At 33.5% G+C, this 20497-nt stretch carries 21 protein-coding genes; 2 read left to right on the top strand and 19 right to left on the bottom strand.

Translation table 11 applies throughout. From position 1 onward, the window contains the following. Positions 1 to 44 precede the first annotated feature (44 nt). Positions 45 to 983 (bottom strand): phosphate/phosphite/phosphonate ABC transporter substrate-binding protein, encoded by a 939-nt coding sequence (locus CO726_RS04165; protein ID WP_099683396.1) that lies wholly within the window; start codon positions 981 to 983, stop codon positions 45 to 47. Between the two features lie 185 nt (positions 984 to 1168). Between CO726_RS04165 and CO726_RS04160 the strand changes: the two genes are divergently transcribed. Further along, on the top strand, positions 1169 to 2752 hold the full coding sequence (locus tag CO726_RS04160) for a bifunctional metallophosphatase/5'-nucleotidase (protein WP_099683395.1): 1584 nt from the start codon (positions 1169 to 1171) through the stop codon (positions 2750 to 2752). 38 nt (positions 2753 to 2790) lie between these two features. Here the strand turns inward: CO726_RS04160 and CO726_RS04155 are convergent, their stop codons facing one another. After that, complete coding sequence (locus tag CO726_RS04155; RefSeq protein WP_000948565.1) at positions 2791 to 3030, bottom strand: DUF896 domain-containing protein; 240 nt, start codon at positions 3028 to 3030, stop codon at positions 2791 to 2793. Between the two features lie 45 nt (positions 3031 to 3075). Beyond that, a complete protein-coding gene (locus CO726_RS04150) occupies positions 3076 to 3732 on the bottom strand; it encodes a YneB family resolvase-like protein (protein WP_000991464.1) in 657 nt (218 codons plus the stop codon). Between the two features lie 141 nt (positions 3733 to 3873). On the opposite strand from CO726_RS04150, the gene lexA reads away from it, so the two are divergent. Next, a complete protein-coding gene (gene lexA / locus CO726_RS04145) occupies positions 3874 to 4494 on the top strand; it encodes a transcriptional repressor LexA (protein WP_000413735.1) in 621 nt (206 codons plus the stop codon). Between the two features lie 88 nt (positions 4495 to 4582). Here the strand turns inward: lexA and CO726_RS04140 are convergent, their stop codons facing one another. The 16 genes from CO726_RS04140 to CO726_RS04070 all read right to left on the bottom strand — a co-directional run bounded on the left by CO726_RS04140 (position 4583) and on the right by CO726_RS04070 (position 20437). Further along, positions 4583 to 5389, bottom strand: a complete 807-nt coding sequence (locus CO726_RS04140; RefSeq protein WP_099683394.1) for a DUF4097 family beta strand repeat-containing protein — start codon at positions 5387 to 5389, stop codon at positions 4583 to 4585. Next, complete coding sequence (locus tag CO726_RS04135; RefSeq protein WP_099683393.1) at positions 5390 to 5932, bottom strand: DUF1700 domain-containing protein; 543 nt, start codon at positions 5930 to 5932, stop codon at positions 5390 to 5392. Continuing rightward, positions 5925 to 6248: a PadR family transcriptional regulator gene (locus CO726_RS04130; RefSeq protein WP_001102620.1), complete on the bottom strand. Its 324-nt coding sequence runs from the start codon at positions 6246 to 6248 to the stop codon at positions 5925 to 5927. Before CO726_RS04130 ends, CO726_RS04135 begins: the two co-directional genes overlap by 8 nt. 228 nt (positions 6249 to 6476) lie before the next feature. After that, positions 6477 to 8276 carry an ABC transporter ATP-binding protein gene (locus CO726_RS04125; RefSeq protein ID WP_099683392.1) on the bottom strand — a complete coding sequence of 600 codons (1800 nt, stop codon included), beginning with the start codon at positions 8274 to 8276 and terminating at the stop codon, positions 6477 to 6479. An 11-nt stretch (positions 8277 to 8287) separates the two neighbouring features. After that, the gene (locus CO726_RS04120) at positions 8288 to 9475 is read right to left on the bottom strand and encodes a nucleotidyltransferase domain-containing protein (RefSeq protein ID WP_099683391.1); all 1188 of its coding nucleotides are present in this window, start codon (positions 9473 to 9475) and stop codon (positions 8288 to 8290) included. 1 nt (position 9476) lies between these two features. Continuing rightward, entirely contained in the window at positions 9477 to 9950 is a 474-nt protein-coding gene (locus tag CO726_RS04115) for a lasso peptide biosynthesis B2 protein (RefSeq protein WP_098760020.1), read from the bottom strand. Between the two features lie 36 nt (positions 9951 to 9986). Continuing rightward, positions 9987 to 10295 carry a lasso peptide biosynthesis PqqD family chaperone gene (locus CO726_RS04110; protein WP_098760019.1) on the bottom strand — a complete coding sequence of 103 codons (309 nt, stop codon included), beginning with the start codon at positions 10293 to 10295 and terminating at the stop codon, positions 9987 to 9989. After that, positions 10258 to 11229: an HPr kinase/phosphorylase gene (locus tag CO726_RS04105; RefSeq protein WP_099683390.1), complete on the bottom strand. Its 972-nt coding sequence runs from the start codon at positions 11227 to 11229 to the stop codon at positions 10258 to 10260. Before CO726_RS04105 ends, CO726_RS04110 begins: the two co-directional genes overlap by 38 nt. Before the next feature lie 80 nt (positions 11230 to 11309). Continuing rightward, entirely contained in the window at positions 11310 to 11435 is a 126-nt protein-coding gene (locus CO726_RS31395) for a paeninodin family lasso peptide (RefSeq protein WP_136699351.1), read from the bottom strand. Between the two features lie 15 nt (positions 11436 to 11450). Further along, positions 11451 to 13388, bottom strand: coding sequence for a lasso peptide isopeptide bond-forming cyclase (locus tag CO726_RS04100; RefSeq protein WP_099683389.1), 1938 nt, complete (start codon positions 13386 to 13388; stop codon positions 11451 to 11453). Positions 13389 to 13651: 263 nt separating this feature from the next. Then, on the bottom strand, positions 13652 to 14797 hold the full coding sequence (locus tag CO726_RS04095; RefSeq protein WP_099683446.1) for a DegT/DnrJ/EryC1/StrS family aminotransferase: 1146 nt from the start codon (positions 14795 to 14797) through the stop codon (positions 13652 to 13654). Positions 14798 to 14813: 16 nt separating this feature from the next. Next, positions 14814 to 15446, bottom strand: a complete 633-nt coding sequence (locus tag CO726_RS04090) for an acetyltransferase (protein ID WP_099683388.1) — start codon at positions 15444 to 15446, stop codon at positions 14814 to 14816. Then, the gene (locus CO726_RS04085; protein WP_099683387.1) at positions 15443 to 16057 is read right to left on the bottom strand and encodes a sugar transferase; all 615 of its coding nucleotides are present in this window, start codon (positions 16055 to 16057) and stop codon (positions 15443 to 15445) included. Before CO726_RS04085 ends, CO726_RS04090 begins: the two co-directional genes overlap by 4 nt. Before the next feature lie 70 nt (positions 16058 to 16127). Continuing rightward, a complete protein-coding gene (locus CO726_RS04080) occupies positions 16128 to 16328 on the bottom strand; it encodes a hypothetical protein (RefSeq protein WP_099683386.1) in 201 nt (66 codons plus the stop codon). Next, positions 16303 to 18633 (bottom strand): right-handed parallel beta-helix repeat-containing protein, encoded by a 2331-nt coding sequence (locus CO726_RS04075; protein ID WP_099683385.1) that lies wholly within the window; start codon positions 18631 to 18633, stop codon positions 16303 to 16305. Before CO726_RS04075 ends, CO726_RS04080 begins: the two co-directional genes overlap by 26 nt. Before the next feature lie 265 nt (positions 18634 to 18898). Further along, positions 18899 to 20437, bottom strand: a complete 1539-nt coding sequence (locus CO726_RS04070) for a lipopolysaccharide biosynthesis protein (RefSeq protein ID WP_099683384.1) — start codon at positions 20435 to 20437, stop codon at positions 18899 to 18901. Between the last annotated feature and the right edge of the window lie 60 nt (positions 20438 to 20497).

The raw sequence follows: 20497 nt of genomic DNA, 5'->3' as shown, positions 1-20497 counted from the left end.
ACCGAAATTACACACCTTCCAGTTAGTCACCATTTCCATATGTATTATTGTGTTTTTACTTTCTTTCCATATTCACGAACGATATCAAATTTACTATCATCAGATTTAACATACCCTTCATGCGAGTATACTTCTTTAATAATTTTGTGACCTTCTTCATTTTTTCCAATTTCAATGAAAGCATCTTGTAATTTTTTACTCCACTCTGCATCTAAATCAGAGCGTACCGAAATTGTATCGTTTGGAATTTTCTCTGTAAATTTCACTATTTTCGTTTGATCAAATATATTCGGATAATCTTTTTTCACAATATTACGTGCATCTTGAAATACAACAGCTGCATCTACATCACCATTTAAAAGAGCAATAAGAGACTGATCGTGACCTTTTAATGTAACAGGTTTCACATCTTTTAACGGGTCAACACCCTCTTTTAATAGTACAGCCGCAGGCCACACATATCCCGCTGATGACGTTACATCTTGATAACCAATTTTTTTGCCTTTTAAATCTTTTACACTATTAATATTTGAATCTTTCTTAACAACAAATTCAGATTTATAAAAGTCTACTAAATCCTTTGTAGGAGCTCCCGTTTCATCATCTACTCCAAAACGTTGTGCTTGTAAAATTACGTTTGCAGCCTTTTTCTCATGCGCTAGCACGTACGCTGTTGGGGGTAAAAATCCTACATCTACTTGCTTAGATGCCATCGCTTCTACAATTGTATTGTAATTCGTTGAAATACTAACTTTTACTGGAATATTTAACTTATCACTTAATAGCTTTTCCAATGGTTTTGCCTTCGCCTCTAACGTATCTGCATTTTGAGAAGGAACAAATTGAACATTTAAAGTCTTCGGTACATACCCTTTTTTCGTATCTTCATTTTTACTTGCGCTTGATTCCTTCGTTCCACAGCCACTTAATAATCCCGCTGCTAGTACAACTGTTGTGCTCATTGCAAAAACTTTTTTCAACATGTTAATGCCTCCATTTTTCATTGTTATAAAATAGCCTTTCGTAAACATGAAGAAATATATCACATATTTTTACAAATAATTGATTATTTACAGAATCTTTACACATTCTATACACTCACATTAAAATTCTCTTCATATATTTGATATGCTTAATTGGTAGATAACAATAGAAAAGGTGAATGATATTGAATCAAAATCAAATTGTAACTTTAAACATCTTATTAACAAGTGATATACATGGTACTGTTTATCCAATTCACTACCAAGATAACTCTCAAGCGGAAATTGGTTTAGCTAAAATTTCTACTCTTATAAAAAAAGAACGGTCCGAAAATACAAACGTTCTTTTAATTGATAACGGTGACTTCATACAAGGAACACCCTTTACTTATCACTACGCTACATACGAAAAAGATAAGAAAAATCCAATGTCTTTATTAGCGAACTATTTACGTTATGATGCTGCAGTTATTGGGAATCATGAATTTAATTATGGAATGGATGTATTAAACAATGCTATTTCTACTGCAAACTTCCCGTATCTATCAGCAAATATTTTAGACAAAAACAGAAAAGAATCTAATTTCGGGAAACCATATATAATAAAACATATTGAAGCGAATATAAAAATTGCTATTTTAGGGGTGACAACGCATTACATTCCCAATTGGGAACAACCCCACCACATTAAAGATTTACAATTTGAAGATGCATTAGAAACAGCAAAAAAGTGGGTTTCTTACATTCGCGAACACGAGAAACCAGATTTACTAGTCGTAGCGTATCACGGGGGATTTGAACGCGATTTACAAACCGGGGTACCGACTGAAGTTTTAACAGGTGAAAACCAAGGATATGCAATGTGCCATGAAATTGAAGGTATAGATATTTTGCTAACAGGCCACCAACACCGGGAAATTGCTCACACCGTAATAAATGATGTAACAGTTTTACAAACCGGATGCAATGGACACTTCGTTGGAAAAGTAACAGTAACATTCGAAAAAACAGAACAAAAATGGGTAAAAAAAGAGAGTTATTCACAATTATTGCCCGTGCAAGGAATTGTTGCGGACCAAGATATTCTTTCCTTGGTTACTGATTATGAAGAGAAAACACAAAATTGGCTCGATCAACCTATTGGACTAATCTATGGGGACATGCAAATTTCAGATGCTATGCAAACTCGTTTACAAGACCATCCTTTTATTGAATTCATAAATAAAATACAGATGGATATTGCCAATGTTTCCATTTCTTGTACAAGCTTATTCCATAATACATCTCCAGGTTTCCCGAAATTTGTAACAATGCGTGACATCGTTTCTAATTATATTTATCCAAATACATTAAAAGTAATTAGAATAACTGGAGCAGATATAAAAGATGCTCTCGAACTCTCCGCTTCTTATTTCACATTAAAAGGAGATGGAACCATCATCGTAAACCCTAGCTACATAGAACCAAAACCGCAACACTATAATTACGATATGTGGGAAGGAATTTCATACGTATTAAACATTTCTAAACCAATTGGCGAGAGAGTAGAATCTTTACAGTATAAAGGCGCCCCTCTAAATATTAAGGAAGAATATGACGTCGTTATGAATAATTATCGCGCAAGCGGCGGAGGGAACTTCTTTATGTTTCAAAATAAGCCAGTAATAAAAGACATACCAACAGATATGTCTGAACTTATCGCTAACTATATATTGAAGAATAAAAAGATAGAAGCAACAGTTAATAACAACTGGAAAGTTATTAAATAACGAATGTAATAAATAAAAAGATGGGCTTCGCCCATCTTTTAGTTTAATTTTGCATTATCTTGCTTTTTTAAAGCTTTTAATTTCGCCGGTGTAACATCAGTACCTTGTTCATTAACGACTTTAATTCCTTTAAGTTCGTTTAACATATTTTGACGAAATCCTTTTAAATATTGTTCACGTAGCGATTGACGCTCACGTTGTTCTTCTTCAGTTAAACCTTCAGCTTTTGCTTTTTTCGCTAAGAAGTTAATGCGTTCAACGAGTTCGTGACTAAGCATCTCGAATCCCCCTTCTAATCAAAACTGATTATTATCATACAATAGTTACTCTTCTTTATCAAGCAATTGCTTTGTATACTCTACATATCTACGATGTACAGTCGCTTTTGAAACATTATGTCCAAAGCCGCGAAGCGTTGCTGCAATTTCTTCGAAAGTAAGTTCACTCTTGCGCAAACGTACAATTTCCTCAATCGGCACTTCTTTCTTCTCTCGTCCTACGCTTAAATGACGATTCTTTAAATTATTTTCTGGGCGATAACCTTTTTCTACTGCGCGTTGCATACCACGTTTAATTTTCAAGTTATGAATCTTTCTTTGATACTCTTCAACAATACCAATAATATCTAAAACCATCGAATCAGAATCCGACAATTGTAATTCTCCATTATGCGTATGCGTATATACTTTTATTCCCTCTTTATGTAAACAGTGCATTAATGCAATCTTTGCATTTCCCCTACCAAGGCGCGTTTCATCTTGTATGAGTAGCACATCGATTTGTTCGTCTCGAATTGTATCTAGCACTTCTAATATGCCGTCACGTTCAATTGTATAGCCACTAGCCTGCTCTTCAATCACCTTAATAACATTCATTTGATAGCGCTCAGCTAAATGCAATAATTCATCTTTTTGACGTAATAATGATGTTTCTTGTGCTTCTTTTGTTGTACTCACACGCGCATAAATAATTGCATTCATTATGAACCCCTCTTTCTCACTATTATTTCCCTCCAGTGTAACATAAATTCGCCTTTTGTTCGAACTTATGTTTGTAGAATGTTTTTTCGCATGTTATACTTATTAATAAGAAAAATGAAAGAAAACGAGGTGTTAGAAAACATGGAAAAGTTAACGAAACGCCAGCAAGACATTCTCGACTTTATTAAGCTAAAAGTACAAGAAAAAGGATATCCACCTTCCGTACGTGAAATCGGTCAAGCAGTCGGCCTCGCTTCTAGTTCTACAGTGCACGGACATTTATCACGACTAGAAGAAAAAGGATATATTCGACGCGATCCAACAAAACCACGAGCAATTGAAATTTTAGGTGACGATCGAATGGATGCAGAAACACAATCTGTTATTCAAGTTCCTATCATCGGAAAAGTTACTGCTGGATTACCGATTACAGCAGTTGAAAGTGTAGAAGATCACTTCCCACTTCCAGCTAGCATTGTTGCTGGAGCAGATCAAGTGTTCATGTTACGTATTTCTGGAGATAGTATGATTGACGCCGGTATATTTGATGGTGACTTAGTTGTTGTTCGCCAACAACAGTCTGCATACAACGGTGAAATTGTAGTGGCTTTAACAGAAGACAACGAAGCAACGGTTAAACGCTTTTATAAAGAAAAAGACCACTTCCGTCTACAACCGGAAAACTCTTCATTAGAGCCTATCATTTTAAAACAAGTGTCAGTTATCGGAAAAGTAATTGGTGTATATCGTGATTTACATTAAAAAATAATAAAAAGAAGATAATCACCTTATTTATATAGGTGATTATCTTCTTTTTTGTATTTTGATAGATTTTCATACATTCTATTTCTTATGAACGAATTTCAATTGTCACATCGCCAGCAGTTGTTTTACCGCTAATCTTTTTACTACCATTTCCAATTGTTATATTTTTATTTTCTTCATTAAAAATCATCACGTCTCCAGCAGCGCTTTGCCCAGTTACAACTACATCTTGTGGTTTTTCCAATAAAGTAATATCTACATCCCCAGCAGTTGAACTTGCCTCCACATCATATTTAGGATCATGATCCATAATATGCACTTCCCCACTAGCCGTTTTAGCTGTTACTTTCCCTATTACTTTTTTAAAGTTCAGCTCACCAGCTTTTGAAGATCCCTCCACACTCTTAGCTGTGACATGTTTCAAATCTATTTCTCCAGCGAGTGTTCTAGCACTTACACGACCACTTTTCACATCACTCATTTCGATTTGTCCAGCAGATGAATTTACTTTTACGTCTTGGTAAGAGCGTTCAGGCACAAGGAGAGTCAATGTAGACGTTTGAAACCTAAAATCGTAAAAGGAAAAATCAAATGAAGCACCTTTTTCTCTTTCCCCAATGATTTTTAATATGTCACCATCTTCAGCAATACGAATCTCTTGTTTACGTGCATCTCCTGATTGCTTTACATAAAAAGAAGAGTCAGGAGATTTTTGGACAACAATATCCCCAGCATCTAACTTAACTTCTATATTTTTTAGTGTTTCGTTTTTAATTACATCTTCTTTGTTTCCTTCTTCTGCAGTTTGCACCGCTTTTTCATATGTTTGTGAAATCCCTATTACTCCAATAATGATACAAGCGATTGCTACTAACAATATTTTTTTCATCATCTACTCCCCTTTTATCATTTTGAAGTTCCATATTACATAACGTACACATAACCTTTTAAACCACTTCGTACTATAATAAGCGATCATACATAACAACAAACCTACCCCAACAAACGTTATACTAACGAATAAATCCAACCATATAAAAGTACCCATAAATACTTTTCCCATAACAAAAAACGGTGTCACTACACTAGCAATACCACCGACCCAAAAAGAAAATATAAAAGCGATAATTGCAACTAACGGGCCTAACACAATAATAAAATTAAACAAACTAAGTCCAATCGCTGCCATGACAGCTCTTGTCACATTTGAAGTTGACGGGTCTTTTTTCATTTCATCGAAACGATATAAAACAAGTAATTCTTTTGCAATTACTTTCGGAGAGCCAAGCCCCTTTATTATTTCCGATTCAGTTTTCCCCTCTTCTATCCCAAACTGAAAATGCTCTTCATAATCAAATAAAATATCTTTCCTCTCTTCGTCTGGTAACTTTCTAAGATGACTTGATAATTCTTTAAGGAACTGTTCTTTACTCATCCCATTCCACCCCTTCAATAATTTCTTGTACGCCTTTTGCAAAATCACGCCACTCCGTTACTAACAAATTCAGTTGCGTCTCCCCTTGCTCAGTTAGTTGATAATATTTACGAGGTGGCCCCTCTGTAGATTCTTTTAAATACGTTTGAAAATATCCTTCTTTCGTTAAACGACGTAATAAAGGATACACTGACCCTTCCGATATTAAAAATTTATTTGAGATTTGCTGAACAAGTTCATAACCGTAGCAATCCTTACGTTTCACAAGTGCCAAAACACACAGTTCTAACACACCTTTTTTAAACTGAACGTTCAAGGACAATCCCCCTTTCTCATTTCAGTACTGTTCAATACATGGTACCTGTTTTATCCACAATATACCACTTAGTATTATTTATTGCAAAGTACTCATTTATATTTACTCCCTAAATTTAGAAACCGCACAAATAAGAGCCCGAATAATGTCCTATTATAACTGACCATTACTCAGGCTTTTATTCGATTTGAACTATATGAATACAAAACTTCATTCACTCTTTCTCCTCTAAGAACCAACTTCCATTTGTGATCCTAACAAACTTCGGAATACACCTTTTCTCTCTTTAGCCAATTGATTAAATTCACCTTTTTGGACAATTTCACCTTTTCCTAAGACAATGACTTGATCTGCATTGCGTATAGTAGATAAACGATGTGCAATCACAACAATAGTCATTGTTCCTTTCAATCTTTCTATTGCTGATTGGATTTTCACTTCATTTTCAGTATCTAATGCACTCGTAGCTTCATCTAATACTAAAATCGACGGCTTTCTTAAAATAGCCCGAGCTAGTACAAGTCGCTGACGTTCACCACCTGAAAGCCTCACCCCACGATCTCCAATCAGTGTATCAAGCCCATTTGGAAACGTTTGTACAAATTCAGCGGCGGCCGCAAAATCTAATGCATCCCAAATTTGTTCTTCACTTGCATGTGGCTCAATCATCAATAAATTTTCTCTTATACTTGCATTAAACAAGAAGGAATCTTGTGGTACATAGCTAATAGCCCGTCTTAATGGCAATAAATTATCAGTTGTAAGAGGCGTACCATCTATTAACACTTGACCTTTTTCTGGCTGGATCAAGCCCATTAAAACATCAATTAATGTACTTTTTCCTGCACCAGAATGCCCCACAATGGCTGTCATACTATTTATTGGAATTTGCACATTAATATTTTGAAGTGCGTATAAAGATTCTTGCTTATTATAACGAAAGTGAACATCCTTACACTCAATACCTTGTTCAATACAAATCGGCTTTATATACTTTTGTTGATGTATATCCTGCATTTCAATCGCTTCCTTACATTCCTCTTGCAACTCCCATAATGACTTAAAAGCAGGAATACTTGCAGCCAGTTGTTCCAAATTTGATTGAATCGTCATGAATCTTGGCCACAGTCTAGAAAAAATGAGAATGATTAATAGCAGTTGGGTGGGTTGCGCTTGAAACATACTTACTGATAATAATATAAAAAATGCAATTAATATAGCCATTGAAACTTTATAAAACAATTGAGAGTTCGATCTTATTCTCATATAGTCCATTTGCTCATTACTCATCTTTTTTGTTACGGATTGTAACCAATTCATACGTGAAACTTCCAAATTATTACTCTTTATATCTTTAATTCCATTAAAATGATCTGTTATACCAGAAAGATAGTCTTTTGCCAATTCTGAGGTCTTACCGCCTAGTATTCGTGCTTTTTTTATAAAAACACGAGAAGCTACCAAGAATAATAAGCCAAAGATCACAACAAATATCGTTATTTGGGGAGATAATAAAAATGCAATAGCTACCTGTATAAACGTAAACAGAATAACAGCTAACAATTGTGAAATTATATTAACTCCATAACTTACACGAGCTAATTCTGTAGTTAATATATTTATTAGATTTGTTTTCCTTTTCTCTAAAAAAAAGCTCCACTTTACTTTTAATATCATACTATATGTTTCTATTCTTAATTCTCGTACAAAAACTTGTTGCGTCCTCGCATCCCTAAGCGTTATATTTCTTTGTAGCAAATTTTGACTTAACACTATTAGTATATATATACCCAAAATGGAAACTAGACTTGTTATTTTGGGAAAACCCTGCAAAAATCTATATACAGATGCAATAAAAGTAGTCTCCTCACCTAAATTCATTATTCCAGTCATACTTATCATAGGAATTAATAAAATAATACCTATCCCTTCAAGTAAACTTATTAAAACCATACCAAATAAATTCACATACAGTATTTTTCCCGCTGAAGAGTATAATTTCTTCATAAAATATATAATATAATTCATCGATGTTCCCCCTATAACAAAGCAAGCTTCTTTGTTTTCCTCCAAAGACATAAAAACGGACGTAAAGGAAAATATAAAAAATGAAGAAATTTTGGTAAGGGTAATGTTTTTGCATCAATTGGATAAGGATATAGTTGGCTCATAATATATAAAACCTTTTGCCGATTAGACATTAGTGAAAATAAATGTCGACTATGATAACTAAATACTTCTTCAGGTACAGGATCTGTATGCAAGTTTATCATTTGCTTGAAATAAAACAACGCATCTTGAGCTAACTGCTTTGAATGTTTTTTCTCTACTAATTGCATCATTTTTTCATCTAGCCGTACACCTAGCAATTGAGCTGCTAAAATTAATGCTTGTCCTCCTAAATGAAGCATTTGATATTTTCTCATTAATTTATGAATCTCACTCCAATTAAGATCTTGATCGACAATTTTTTTTATATCTACTAACCAACGTAATCTGGACCAACCATGTCTAGCACCATGAGATACAAGAAATAAAAATAAATCTCCCTTCCCTAACATATAAACAGAAGTACTCGTAAGAGTACTTTGTCTCTTTCGCTTCCAAAGCTCTTCAAACCCAGGCTCCTTACCAGGTCCGGGATTTAACCTCCAATGAATTTCAATTTTGATCTGCTTTATTGGATGAAAAAATGTTACATGGTGATGCCTCCATTTCCAATCACTTAATATCGTTTCAATATAATCATCTTTTACATACCCCTGCTCTAAAAGTATCATTTCTACTTTTTCTAAATTTTGCATCGGAATAAGAACATCCAAATCACAGGATGTTCTTAAAGAAATATCTCCATATAAATCCTGAGATAGTACAGGCCCCTTTAGAAAAATCATCCGAATCTCATTTTCACTACATAGTTTATTTATTCGTTCCATTTCAGCACTTAAATAAAGCATTTGAAATGTATTTTTTTTATATTTTCTATTCAAGGTTTGTACAATATGTGAAGAAATTAGTTCTTCATCCAACTTTTTAAGTTTTTGATATATCACCGGATAGACGCGATGATGCACAGCTTGCTCAAGAAATACATCCCAATCAATATTCAAAAACCATTCATTATTGTAAGTTTGCACCGTTTCATTATCTTGTAACTTCAAAATTGCAAAAAGAAGTTTCAATTCCTTAGACATGAACTCTACATTAAGACCAAAATCTTTCTCCATTTTATTCTCCTTTAATAGTGTCCTCACTTAGTCTCTTTGCAAATGATCCAACGACAGTAAATTTCTCCATCCCTTCTGATCCAGTAACATAAAAAGAACCGCTCCGTAACCATGCATGCGCAATTAATTCCCCATTATTATCCTTAGCAGTTCCTAAATAAAGGGTACTCTCAATGTGACGTTTTTCAAGCATTTTCATCCCAGCTATAGCTTTAACAAGGCACTGACTTTCCCAAAAAGTATAACGACTCATAATAGAAATAGCCTCAGACACCTTCTTTAGTGTATCTCCTTGTTGCTGAATTTGAGCAACTGATGTTTCGTTCATGTAATCCCCTAAAGAAGGTGCAACTTTGGAAAAGGTAATACTTTTTAGTACACGCGCCCATCCTAAAAAAATAAAAGCCTCTAAAAATAAAAGCTTTGTTTCCATGTTCAGTGCTAAAAATACTCTTAACCTTTTCACAATATTCATTAATCCCTTCCTAACAGTTCTCCTGACATTACGAATCTATCTATTAGATTGATCTTTTATTTGAATTAAGCCTTCTTGAAATAAACACTCTAAAAAGGAAAGAACTTGTTCTTCACAATTTTTTCGTTCAATATCATAGTTGGATACTAGCATAGTAACAAGCTGATTAATTATTATCGGCTTTTCAATAAGCTCCCATATTTCTCCGCCTATTTCACCTAAGTTATAGTAATTTCCTTTCTGGACATTTAACATAACTTTTTCTCCATCCATATCGCTTACTATATTACCTTTACTTTGGACAACGTTATGTTTTAACGATATTTTTCTTGAGTGGACAACCATCAACCATACTTCCTTTCTGTATAGTATTTAAAATAACTTCCACAAGCTCATGAGCTGTAAATCTTGAAGTCGGTCGACTTACTTGAAACATTTCCATTCCACTTGCAATATTAGTTGAAGTTTTAAAATGCCATTCCATCAATCCTAATTTAGAAATCAAAGAGCTCCTAAAGGTATGTCGGTATAATTTATACAGACGTGCGAGCCCTTCTATACGAGTTATCTCAATATCTTCTCCCTGTGTTCTTACTAATTCAATTACACCAGCAAGAGGTAATGGATCAGGAAAGAATTGAGAATTTACAGGAACAGCATACTTCGTCTCTCTTTCAAATAAAGGGCTATATTGCGCTATCTCCATGCCAAACTCGTTTAAACTTTCTTGCCATAACTTTTGTTGCGCGTAAGACGGATAAACTATTGCAGTATTTTTATTTAAAAGAGACACAGCAACTACATCATCACTTAAAAGCTGATAGCCTTTACTCAAAAAAGCCGAAGCTAAAGTTGATTTCCCTGCTCCTGAATCACCAATTAGAGCATACGCTTTCCCATCTATTGCAATTACACTTCCATGCAACGGGAGTATTTTGCGCTGCATTAAAATCGCTCCCATACAAGTTCCCAAAATATATAGTCGTATTTTATTTTCATCTGCCCCTGGCATAGGTGAAAAAATAATTTTCTCGCCAGCTTGGATAGAAAATATTGCAGTTTGAGGAACATGAAACATCACTACTTCATCTTCCACTACAATTGTTTTTTGCTGCGATTCGTCATATTTACCCCATTGTTCAGATAAATCAGTTATTTCAATTTGAATATCTGCCATCGCTTTCTTTTTATTCAGCTGAGACAACTCAGGTAATGGAATTTCACTTACTATTTTTAACCCGAATGCTTTGTATAACACGTTCTCTATAGAATTGATCATCCTATTCACTCCATATTGCCAATAAAATTTGAAAGCTCTTATATAATAAAGCTATATAAGAGCCTTATTTTTCTAATGACTTAACTATACTTCACCGGATCATCTGGATCAGGTTGAACTGCGTCAGGAATTTTATGTCCTGGCCCCGCCATAGTCATATTAATAGTAAGTACTTCTAATACAGGTTGTTTCCATTCCTTTTTCATACATATCACCTCCTCTCATATTATTTTTTTTATAAATCGATAGAAGATTAAGCTACGCATTAAAATTCTAAAATCTAAATCAAATGCATACTCCGACCGGGGTTCTTTACATATTTTTGAGATAGCTTTCTTAATTACTTCTACATTTAGAAATTCAGAGATTATTGGATCTACACTAAGTTCTTGAACTTCCTCAATAAATCCATTCCAAAAAGGAGCCATACGGTAAACACCATCTGCACCCTGAACACCTCGAACGCGTTGATTTAATCGCACTTTATCCGGAAGGAAATTTTTTGTAGCTCTCCGAATAAGAGATCGATCCAAACCATTTTGAACATACTGTTCTTCTGGGACTGACAAACAAAATTGAATAATCCGTAAGTCATTTGTGGGATCACGATCCCATAAAGCATAACGTAACGATAATTTCGTTTCATACGTTCCATTTATGCTCCAATAATATGTTTTTTCAAATTGTTCTCTTTTCATGTCATATGCATTTGTGTTAGAGGTACCTGTTATATCAATATCCTGTTCTTTGAGCTTATCAAAAACTTTCATTTTTTTTGCAAATTGCGGATTGATTATTATAGGAAAAATATCTTGTTCCTCTGAAGAAAGTAACTGATACCAAAACGGAAATGCCTTTCTTCTTATCACTTCAAAAACACGTGATTTTTTCACTCCTATATTTCTACTATATAAATATAGTTCACGATAAAACCGAATCCAATGTAGTTTCTTCAACAACATTACTTGATAATCAAAAATTGGCCCCCATGATACTGTCCAATTACCTCTTTGACCACTAAGGAGTACTCCTATGCCATGCTGAGATGCTTTTTCATAAACTCCCCTCAACCAAAAAGTATTCTCAAAAAATTTATACGGCATCTCCATTGTTTCCAACCAATCATCAATTTCCGATAATGGGCTTCTTTCCGGTAATTCTAAATAATAATCCTGTATATTTCCTACATATTGTACAGTCGATTGAATAAATGGTCTTTCGTCAGCTATCCTACCTTTGTGTGTCCAATCTACAAATCCTTCTGCCGGGACATAACTAAACGTATGTAATTTTTTATTTTCAGCACGTAAGTCTTTTGCAGCAAAGCTAACGACAGAACCAGAGTCTAGTCCTCCGCTCAAATGAGCTCCAACTTGGTGATGTGTTCGTAAACGCGCCTTCACTGCACTTTGATACACCTCTCGAAACGCCTCTTCATACTCTTCATTTGATTTTAAATTAAGCATTTTCCCAGCAATTGGTGTGTAGTATCGCGAAAACTTCACTTCGCCTCCCTTTACCAAAATAGTGTGTGATGGAGGCACCTGTTCTATATATTTATAAACTGTTAGTTGTGGATCTACTGATTCGAAATTTACAGGTATAGCTAAAAATTCAGCAAGCCACTGCTCATTCAGTTTTTTCTCAATATATGGTAGGGTAAATAACGGATTTATAATAGTACAAAAAGCAAACTTTTCCTCACCACGATAAAAATAAAGGGTTCGGCTTCCCGAAAAATCTCTGGCTCCAAAAAGGGTTTGTTTTTTCTCATCCCAAATCATAAAGGCAAAATCGCCTACCAAATACTTCGGCGCCGCTTCCCCCCATTTCTGATAAGAGAGTAAAATCAACTCACTATCTGTCATGTTTTTTCTATCTACATAATCCACTTGTAATTTTTCAAATAACTCATTACGATTATCAATAATAGCATCTGCTGTAATTGCCAGTTGCTTTTCGTAATTATAAAAGGGTAATTGTTCACCAACAGATTCTGGTGTGATCCACTGTGCGTGACATCCTAGAAAAACATTTTCTTTATGCCATATTTGAATATCATCAGCAGGGTACTTTTGCAAATAACTCATTAACTGTGTGCCATGCTGAATCGATATAGTTTCTTCATTAAAATGAATAATACCTGTTATAGCACTCATTTTCCCCACCCCTTATACAACAAGTTACCGCAACGGTTCTTTTTTATTTAATACAACTTTTCTCTTGTTTTAATTCTTTTTAAAGAACAATGTTGCACATTTCAACTCCCGATCCATCACACACTCTAAACCGCCCATAAATATAGGTATATATACGTTTTAAATTATCATTTTATTACTTTTACGTCAACATACAAATGGAGATATACACCAAACCGACAACATTAAAGTTCATTATAATGAACTTTAATGTACTTTCCATTTTATATAATATTTATAATCGCCTGAATAACTCTCCGCTGATCCTCATCCGTCATATTGGACCCAGAAGGAAGACAAATCCCATTTTCAAATAATTTCTTAGATACATCCTTATCTTTCTGATGAGCATAATACTTATATTTTTTAAAAAGCGGCTGCATATGTAGTGGCTTCCAAGTAGGACGCGCTTCAATATTCTCTTCAGCTAAAGCTGTCAATAATTTTTCAATAGTGATCCCAGATTCCTTTTCATCAATCAGCATAGTTGTAAGCCAACGATTGGAGCGAGTATTTTCTAATTCCGGCATAAAATAAAATCGAGGTATGTGAGATAATTCTTCATAATACCGATTAAATATACGCCTTCTCGCTCTCACTCTATCTTCTAAAACTTCTAATTGTCCTCTCCCAACACCTGCTAATATATTACTCATTCTATAATTGTAACCTACTTGACTATGCTGATAATAAGGTGCTGAATCTCTTGCTTGAGTCGCTAAAAATCTCGCTCTTTCTAATGCTTCCACATCATCAGAAACAAGCATTCCACCGCCTGAAGTTGTAATAATTTTATTTCCATTAAATGAATAGATACCAAATTTCCCGAATGTACCACTTGCTTTTCCTTTATATGTAGAACCTAGAGATTCTGCTGCATCCTCAATTATAGGAACATCATAATGATTACAAAGCGAAAGAATTTCATCTAATTTCGCACTCTGACCATATAAATGAACAAGAATAACAGCCTTAGGTAATTTCCCAGCTTTATCAGCATCATGCAACGCACGTGCTAGAGCTTGTAGTGACATATTCCATGTTTCCGGTTCTGAGTCGATAAATACCGGTTCTGCACCCAAATAAACAATCGGATTTGCACTCGCTACAAAAGTAAAACTTGAACAAAACACAGTATCGCCCTCTTGAACGTTTAATAATCGTAAAGCTAAATGAATGGCCGCGGTGCCTGAACTAACCGCAGCCCCACCTTTAACTCCTACAAAAGATGCAAGCTCTTTTTCAAACTCATCTACATTGGGACCAAGAGGTGCAATCCAATTTGAGTCAAAGGCATCTTTTATATATTTCTGTTCATTTCCACTCATGTGCGGAGAGGAAAGATAGATTTTCTCCTTATTTTTTATCATCATTCTTCATCTCCTCTTAATTTACTACATTAATAACTTTTGCTGGAATACCAGCAGCAGTACAATTAGATGGAAAATCATTTATGACAACAGAACCAGCTCCAACAATAGACCACTTACCAATTTGAACACCTGGAATTATAGTAGCTGATGCTCCTATATGTGCTCCCTCTGCTATAGTGACAGAACCTGTAAGTGTAGCATGTGGTGAAATATGAACAAAATCATCAATTATATTGTCATGTTCTATTATTGAGCCTGTATTTATTATAGTATGGTTACCGATGACAGTATCCGCATTAACAACCACATTTGGCATAATTACCGTTCCATTTCCTATATAAGCATTTGAACTTATAATGGCTGTTTTATGAATTAAAGTAGCATATATGCTACTTTGTTGATTTAATATTTCTGAAATTTCTCTCCTTACTTTATTATTTCCTATAGCAATAACGAGCTTTACATCATTAAAATTATTGATAATTTCCCTTGCATCTGCAATTGCTCCAAAATAAAGATTATCTACAATAGTTATACCTGTATACAAATCATCTAAATAACCGACTATTTCATATCCCTCATTTGATAAGATTATATCCCTTACAACCTTACTATGCCCACCACATCCTATTATTAAAATCTTCATTTCCCCTCCCCCTTTATTTCTATTTCCCCTCCAGTAAATCGCTCCATTGTCACATGCCCTACATGATTTATTCCCTCCGTTTTAAATACTTTTAATATTGTAAGTACAATTATTTTCAAGTCTAATAAAAAAGAGTGATTCTCCACATACCATACATCCAATTCAAATTTTTCTTCCCAAGTAATCAAATTCCTACCATTTATTTGTGCCCATCCCGTAATTCCTGGTTTCACATTATGTCTTTTAGCCTGTTTACTAGAATATAGGGGTAAGTATTCCATCAATAATGGTCGTGGACCTACTAAACTTAAATCACCCCTTACAACGTTTATAAGTTGGGGTAACTCATCTAAACTATATTTTCTAAGAATTGCTCCAAAAGTAGTCAGTCTGTTTCGATCTGGAAGTAATTCCCCATCACTACCCTTCTTATCTAGCATAGTTCGAAACTTATAAAGATTAAACGGTTTTCCATGCAGTCCTGGACGCTGTTGTTTAAACAGTACAGGAGATCCTAATTTCAGCCTAACTAAGATTGCTACAACAAGAATAGGAAGCAAACATACAAATAATAATAATAAAGAACTACATACATCAAAAATTCTTTTCATGTACTATCCTCCTTACTTATTTACGTTTAATACTCCTAACACGAAGGACCTTTTAAAACTTTATATACAATTAAACAAAACAAGGGGCAACTAAAGTTAGTTGCCCCTTGTTTTGTTTAATTACGTCACCTAGCATTAATTCCATCTCATCAAATAATCTAAACATAACTATCTCATATAAATATTTCCATGCGGTATTACTATTTACTTGCGAAGGATTTGTTACTCCATTAGTTTCTATAACTTTACACGTACGGATCAAAGACGCCATTAATATAATTATCCTTTTTTATATGTTCATCCCTTAACTTTATAACTACTGTGTCCACAATATTATCTTTAAAAATCAAAGTGATTAAGGATGAAATCTGATTTGCATTCAAACCTATCATACTTTTATTTGACCTAAATATATTATTTTCTATTAACATAAACTCACTCGTAAATGTTTCATTCCAAAAATTAATTATACTGTCTGTCGATTCTGAATTAAGGTATTCGAATGCATTATTATTAAATTCTATTCTTCCCCCAATGTCCCATAAAAAAAATGCAGAACCCCATCTCCCCCCTCTAAAATTACTATTTTTCACCTTTAGCATCGCTATCCTTTGAGAAGACTCAACAGTAAACAGATTATAAGCATCCCAACTAAATGAACATCCATTAAATTCATATTCTGCTTGAGGAGTTTTTGTAACAAATGATATTGTACCGCTGTTCTCAAATTTACATCCCGTATATACTCCTGGTGGTAAATTCGTAATGATTCCTTGCGGGTGTTTCGTATCTATAAAAGAAATATTATTTAATCTCCATCCATTTTTCATACCAGGTGATACACCTGTCAAACTTGTACCCTCTACAGCCCCTCCTTTAATAACACAATCTGATATAGTTTGTGGTTCTGCTGAGAAACCAATTATTGAACCTAACTGTGAAAATGAATGAAATAAATCTCGATCACTAAAAAATTCACATTGGTTGACTTGAATACAATATGCTTTATCTCTTCCCATTAACAATGCGCTATTATGGAAAGTACAGTTACCAATAAGCGCTTCTTTGTCTCCTTGATCTATCGCGACTCGAGTAGCATACATTTGATTATTCGTAAAAGTTATTTCTCCGCTTAAAACACAACTTACTTCCCTTAAGTGATTATTGTTTATAATCACTTTCTCTACATTTTCGCCTATTACTAATGAATTATTAGCTAATTTATTTTGAATGATATTAATATATCTACCACCGACTACAACAACGTTATATCCTTGATTATCATATATGTTATTACGCTCAATATTTATATATTGATTTAATTGATATCCATCTTCAATATCTATTGCTCCCTGAGGTGCTGTACCTTTCATTTTGTAAATTTCACAATCTCTAATATAAATTTGTTTCGCTCCAGATACACTTACCCCAAGCCTTCTACAATCATGTATTTTACATTTCTCAATAAATACATTTCGGGAAAATTCCGGAATTCTAACAGTTATTTTACAACCGTTTTCCGTAGGTATTTCACCTTGGTAAAGAACTATTTTCGCATAATCTGCTTCTTTTGGAACACTCACTTCTTCAAAAAACTTTACTCTCTTAGTAGCCGTTACAAAAGTATTATCAGCCCTATAAAATAACACATCATATAATTCTGTGTATATTTCTGAACCAGTTCCACCATAGCCATCTCCATACAAACCGAAATATCCCCATTTTATAATGCTACCCTGATGTAAATCTATTTTTAAATTCGATCTAATTTTATTATCATCTACTATTAGGGCACCATTGACATCACTAATCCCGCCTACTTCAAATGTACCAGCAAAATCATATTCTCCAATTTGTCCCCATGTACTTTCCATTGCTATACCATCGCCAGTACAATTTAAGATTTCCATATTGTCTATTGAAATGTAATTCATATTACTCCCCTCAGCAGGAGTCGTATTTCCTACTTCAATCCCATATCCCCATTCATGAGTATGAGGAATCGTTGTATAATCGTGTGTATCTTTATCCCCTTCAACCCTTCCATTCGTAACCCGAGAAAATTTTTGATTTCTTTGATATCGTACGATTGCATATTTAACTAATCCATTACTTCTTATTTTTAAAGTTGATCCACCTAAATTTAAAGTCATAAAGCTTTGTGGCTCAATTGGTGTATTTTCATCAATTAAATATGTCCCCGTGGGTAAAACAACTTCTATAAATCCTTGTTGAGATGCCCATAATAATGCATTATTAATCCCTTTAGAAGTATTATCCGCGTCCGTTCCATCATTTTTAACATTCCATCTCTCTAACTCAAGAAAATACGTGCCCGAAACCACATTAGCAGATTCTGTTTCTCCAATCAGTGATTTTCTGGACTTAAAACCTCCAAATGTATTGCTTTTAAGTTTACTTACTAACCGCTCAAATTTATTCTCTGTTGATACTTTTACATTCCCTTTTTTCGTCCCAATAAATAACTCACTAGTATCTATACAAAAACAAAATTCTCCCTCGCTTAACACAGGAAGATTACTTTTCAAAACACATGTCACCTGAAATTTTGCCATGATTTATATATAACCTCCAACTAAGATGCAAGTTTAATTCAGACAGAAAATTCAAACTTATATCAGTTCATGGGGATAAATATTTTATATTCTGCTTACATACGTATCCCTTTAATAGAATACTATGCATTATATAAATACTATGTTAGGGCTAATGATTCATGTTTTCTAATTAAAATCAGGTTTCATTTCATCCTAACAGGCTTCAACAATACTATACTTCCTTAATAATTCAAATCAGTATAATGCCCATACTTTTTTATACCTAAATAACGTTTTGTTTCTTTTTAATTCGTAAAGACATCATACTAAAGATATTCCTTATATATTGAAATTCTGTGCTTTTATAAAAAATTAAAACGTATATTACATTTGGTACTAATAAGCAAATCACACCTTTTCCGACTAACGAAATAAAGGTACTATCCTCTATAAAATAATTACATATACTTGTAGTAATGAAACCTGTCACGACAGTTAAAAATATATAAAATACATATGTTATAAAATACTTCCAAACTGATTTCTTAAAAAGATTTTTATATACAATATAAGGCTGAATCCAAAGTACAGTTGCAATTGTACTAATCGCCGTTCCTATGAATATACCTACCAATCCATACATTTTAGCTAATAGAATAGATAAACTTAAATTAATTATCGCTTCAACTAACGGAATATACTTATCTTGTACAAATAATCCCGCTTTATTTTTAAAAATAGCTATCGCGGTTCGCATCCCTGTTAAATAAAAGTTTATGAGTATCACTACAAAAACTATGTTATTTAATAAATACTTCTTATCAAGCCACCACCCTATAAATGGCTCTAACAGATTAAATAAAAATATGGTACAAAAAGAAAAGATCCAAAAATTTACTAGATAAGTCACTTTAAATATTGCATAATTTTTGTCATTATTCTCAGTTGCAATTAGATTTCCTACACTTGCTTCAATACCGTTTAATATAGGATTTACTACAGCTGCTAATTGATTTATTATCATTGTATAGTTCGAATATATCCCGACCATAGCAAGACCTACAAAAGATGAAATCAGTATATTATCCGTTCCAAATACAATATATCCTCCAATATTATGCAAAAACATTGCTTTTACATTTATAATTAATTTTTCTTTCGTATCATTATCTATAGAATACTTCTTTTTTGTCTTTATATAAGGATAGTTCTTATTCACAACCCTACCGTTTACGACATTTTGAATTACATATATACTCAACTCTATAATTAAATACAGTATATAATTTTTTGTGTACATCAGTATAAATATTTTGAATATTGTAGTTAACACTTGGAATAAGAGATCCACCCTAGCCAATATGTATCCTCTTTGATCAGCTTGTATTAAAGACCTCTTATGAGCATTTAAATAGGTAACTACATTTTTCACCACGAATATCGAATAGATTATCGTAACATTCGATATCGACTCCCCATCTTTCATTAAATTACTTAAAAAGGGATATATCATAACACTTATTACTAAAATAATTATTGCTAAAATCTGATAAATTTTTTTATATAATTGAACAAGGGCTATAATTTTATACTGATTATTTTCTGCTAATGGTTTATACAAATTATATACTATACTCGCTCCTATACCAGCTTCAATTAACGCTAACATGGATAATACATTAATTAACAAACCATCTATCCCTAAATACTCTATTCCTAAGCTATCCAAAAAAACTTTCCTAGATATAAAGCCTAGAATAACAATAACTATTTGAGAAAATATACTTATTGTTATATTCTTAATTGAATACATTGTTCGCATGATTAATCCCCTTCATTAACTAGATCGTTTCTAAGTAGAAAAAATCCTCATGACAATAAA

The sequence above is a fragment of the Bacillus fungorum genome (assembly GCF_002746455.1).
Taxonomy (GTDB): domain Bacteria; phylum Bacillota; class Bacilli; order Bacillales; family Bacillaceae_G; genus Bacillus_A; species Bacillus_A fungorum.
The sequence above is the reverse complement of the archived record's forward strand: the minus strand, read 5'-3'. Positions and strand labels throughout refer to the sequence as shown.

What these genes read in the sequence shown, in the direction of transcription:
- CO726_RS04155 (WP_000948565.1), bottom strand. Translation starts at nt 3,030, where the DNA reads ATGCTTAGTCACGAACTCGTTGAACGCATTAACTTCTTAGCGAAAAAA.
- CO726_RS04135 (WP_099683393.1), bottom strand. Translation starts at nt 5,932, where the DNA reads ATGAGTAAAGAACAGTTCCTTAAAGAATTATCAAGTCATCTTAGAAAG.
- CO726_RS04150 (WP_000991464.1), bottom strand. Translation starts at nt 3,732, where the DNA reads ATGAATGCAATTATTTATGCGCGTGTGAGTACAACAAAAGAAGCACAA.
- lexA (WP_000413735.1), top strand. Translation starts at nt 3,874, where the DNA reads ATGGAAAAGTTAACGAAACGCCAGCAAGACATTCTCGACTTTATTAAG.
- CO726_RS04120 (WP_099683391.1), bottom strand. Translation starts at nt 9,475, where the DNA reads ATGGAGAAAGATTTTGGTCTTAATGTAGAGTTCATGTCTAAGGAATTG.
- CO726_RS04165 (WP_099683396.1), bottom strand. Translation starts at nt 983, where the DNA reads ATGTTGAAAAAAGTTTTTGCAATGAGCACAACAGTTGTACTAGCAGCG.
- CO726_RS04075 (WP_099683385.1), bottom strand. Translation starts at nt 18,633, where the DNA reads ATGGCAAAATTTCAGGTGACATGTGTTTTGAAAAGTAATCTTCCTGTG.
- CO726_RS04125 (WP_099683392.1), bottom strand. Translation starts at nt 8,276, where the DNA reads ATGAATTATATTATATATTTTATGAAGAAATTATACTCTTCAGCGGGA.
- CO726_RS04085 (WP_099683387.1), bottom strand. Translation starts at nt 16,057, where the DNA reads ATGAAAAGAATTTTTGATGTATGTAGTTCTTTATTATTATTATTTGTA.
- CO726_RS04140 (WP_099683394.1), bottom strand. Translation starts at nt 5,389, where the DNA reads ATGATGAAAAAAATATTGTTAGTAGCAATCGCTTGTATCATTATTGGA.
- CO726_RS04115 (WP_098760020.1), bottom strand. Translation starts at nt 9,950, where the DNA reads ATGAATATTGTGAAAAGGTTAAGAGTATTTTTAGCACTGAACATGGAA.
- CO726_RS04105 (WP_099683390.1), bottom strand. Translation starts at nt 11,229, where the DNA reads ATGATCAATTCTATAGAGAACGTGTTATACAAAGCATTCGGGTTAAAA.
- CO726_RS04110 (WP_098760019.1), bottom strand. Translation starts at nt 10,295, where the DNA reads ATGGTTGTCCACTCAAGAAAAATATCGTTAAAACATAACGTTGTCCAA.
- CO726_RS04090 (WP_099683388.1), bottom strand. Translation starts at nt 15,446, where the DNA reads ATGAAGATTTTAATAATAGGATGTGGTGGGCATAGTAAGGTTGTAAGG.
- CO726_RS31395 (WP_136699351.1), bottom strand. Translation starts at nt 11,435, where the DNA reads ATGAAAAAGGAATGGAAACAACCTGTATTAGAAGTACTTACTATTAAT.
- CO726_RS04100 (WP_099683389.1), bottom strand. Translation starts at nt 13,388, where the DNA reads ATGAGTGCTATAACAGGTATTATTCATTTTAATGAAGAAACTATATCG.
- CO726_RS04080 (WP_099683386.1), bottom strand. Translation starts at nt 16,328, where the DNA reads ATGGCGTCTTTGATCCGTACGTGTAAAGTTATAGAAACTAATGGAGTA.
- CO726_RS04070 (WP_099683384.1), bottom strand. Translation starts at nt 20,437, where the DNA reads ATGCGAACAATGTATTCAATTAAGAATATAACAATAAGTATATTTTCT.
- CO726_RS04095 (WP_099683446.1), bottom strand. Translation starts at nt 14,797, where the DNA reads ATGATAAAAAATAAGGAGAAAATCTATCTTTCCTCTCCGCACATGAGT.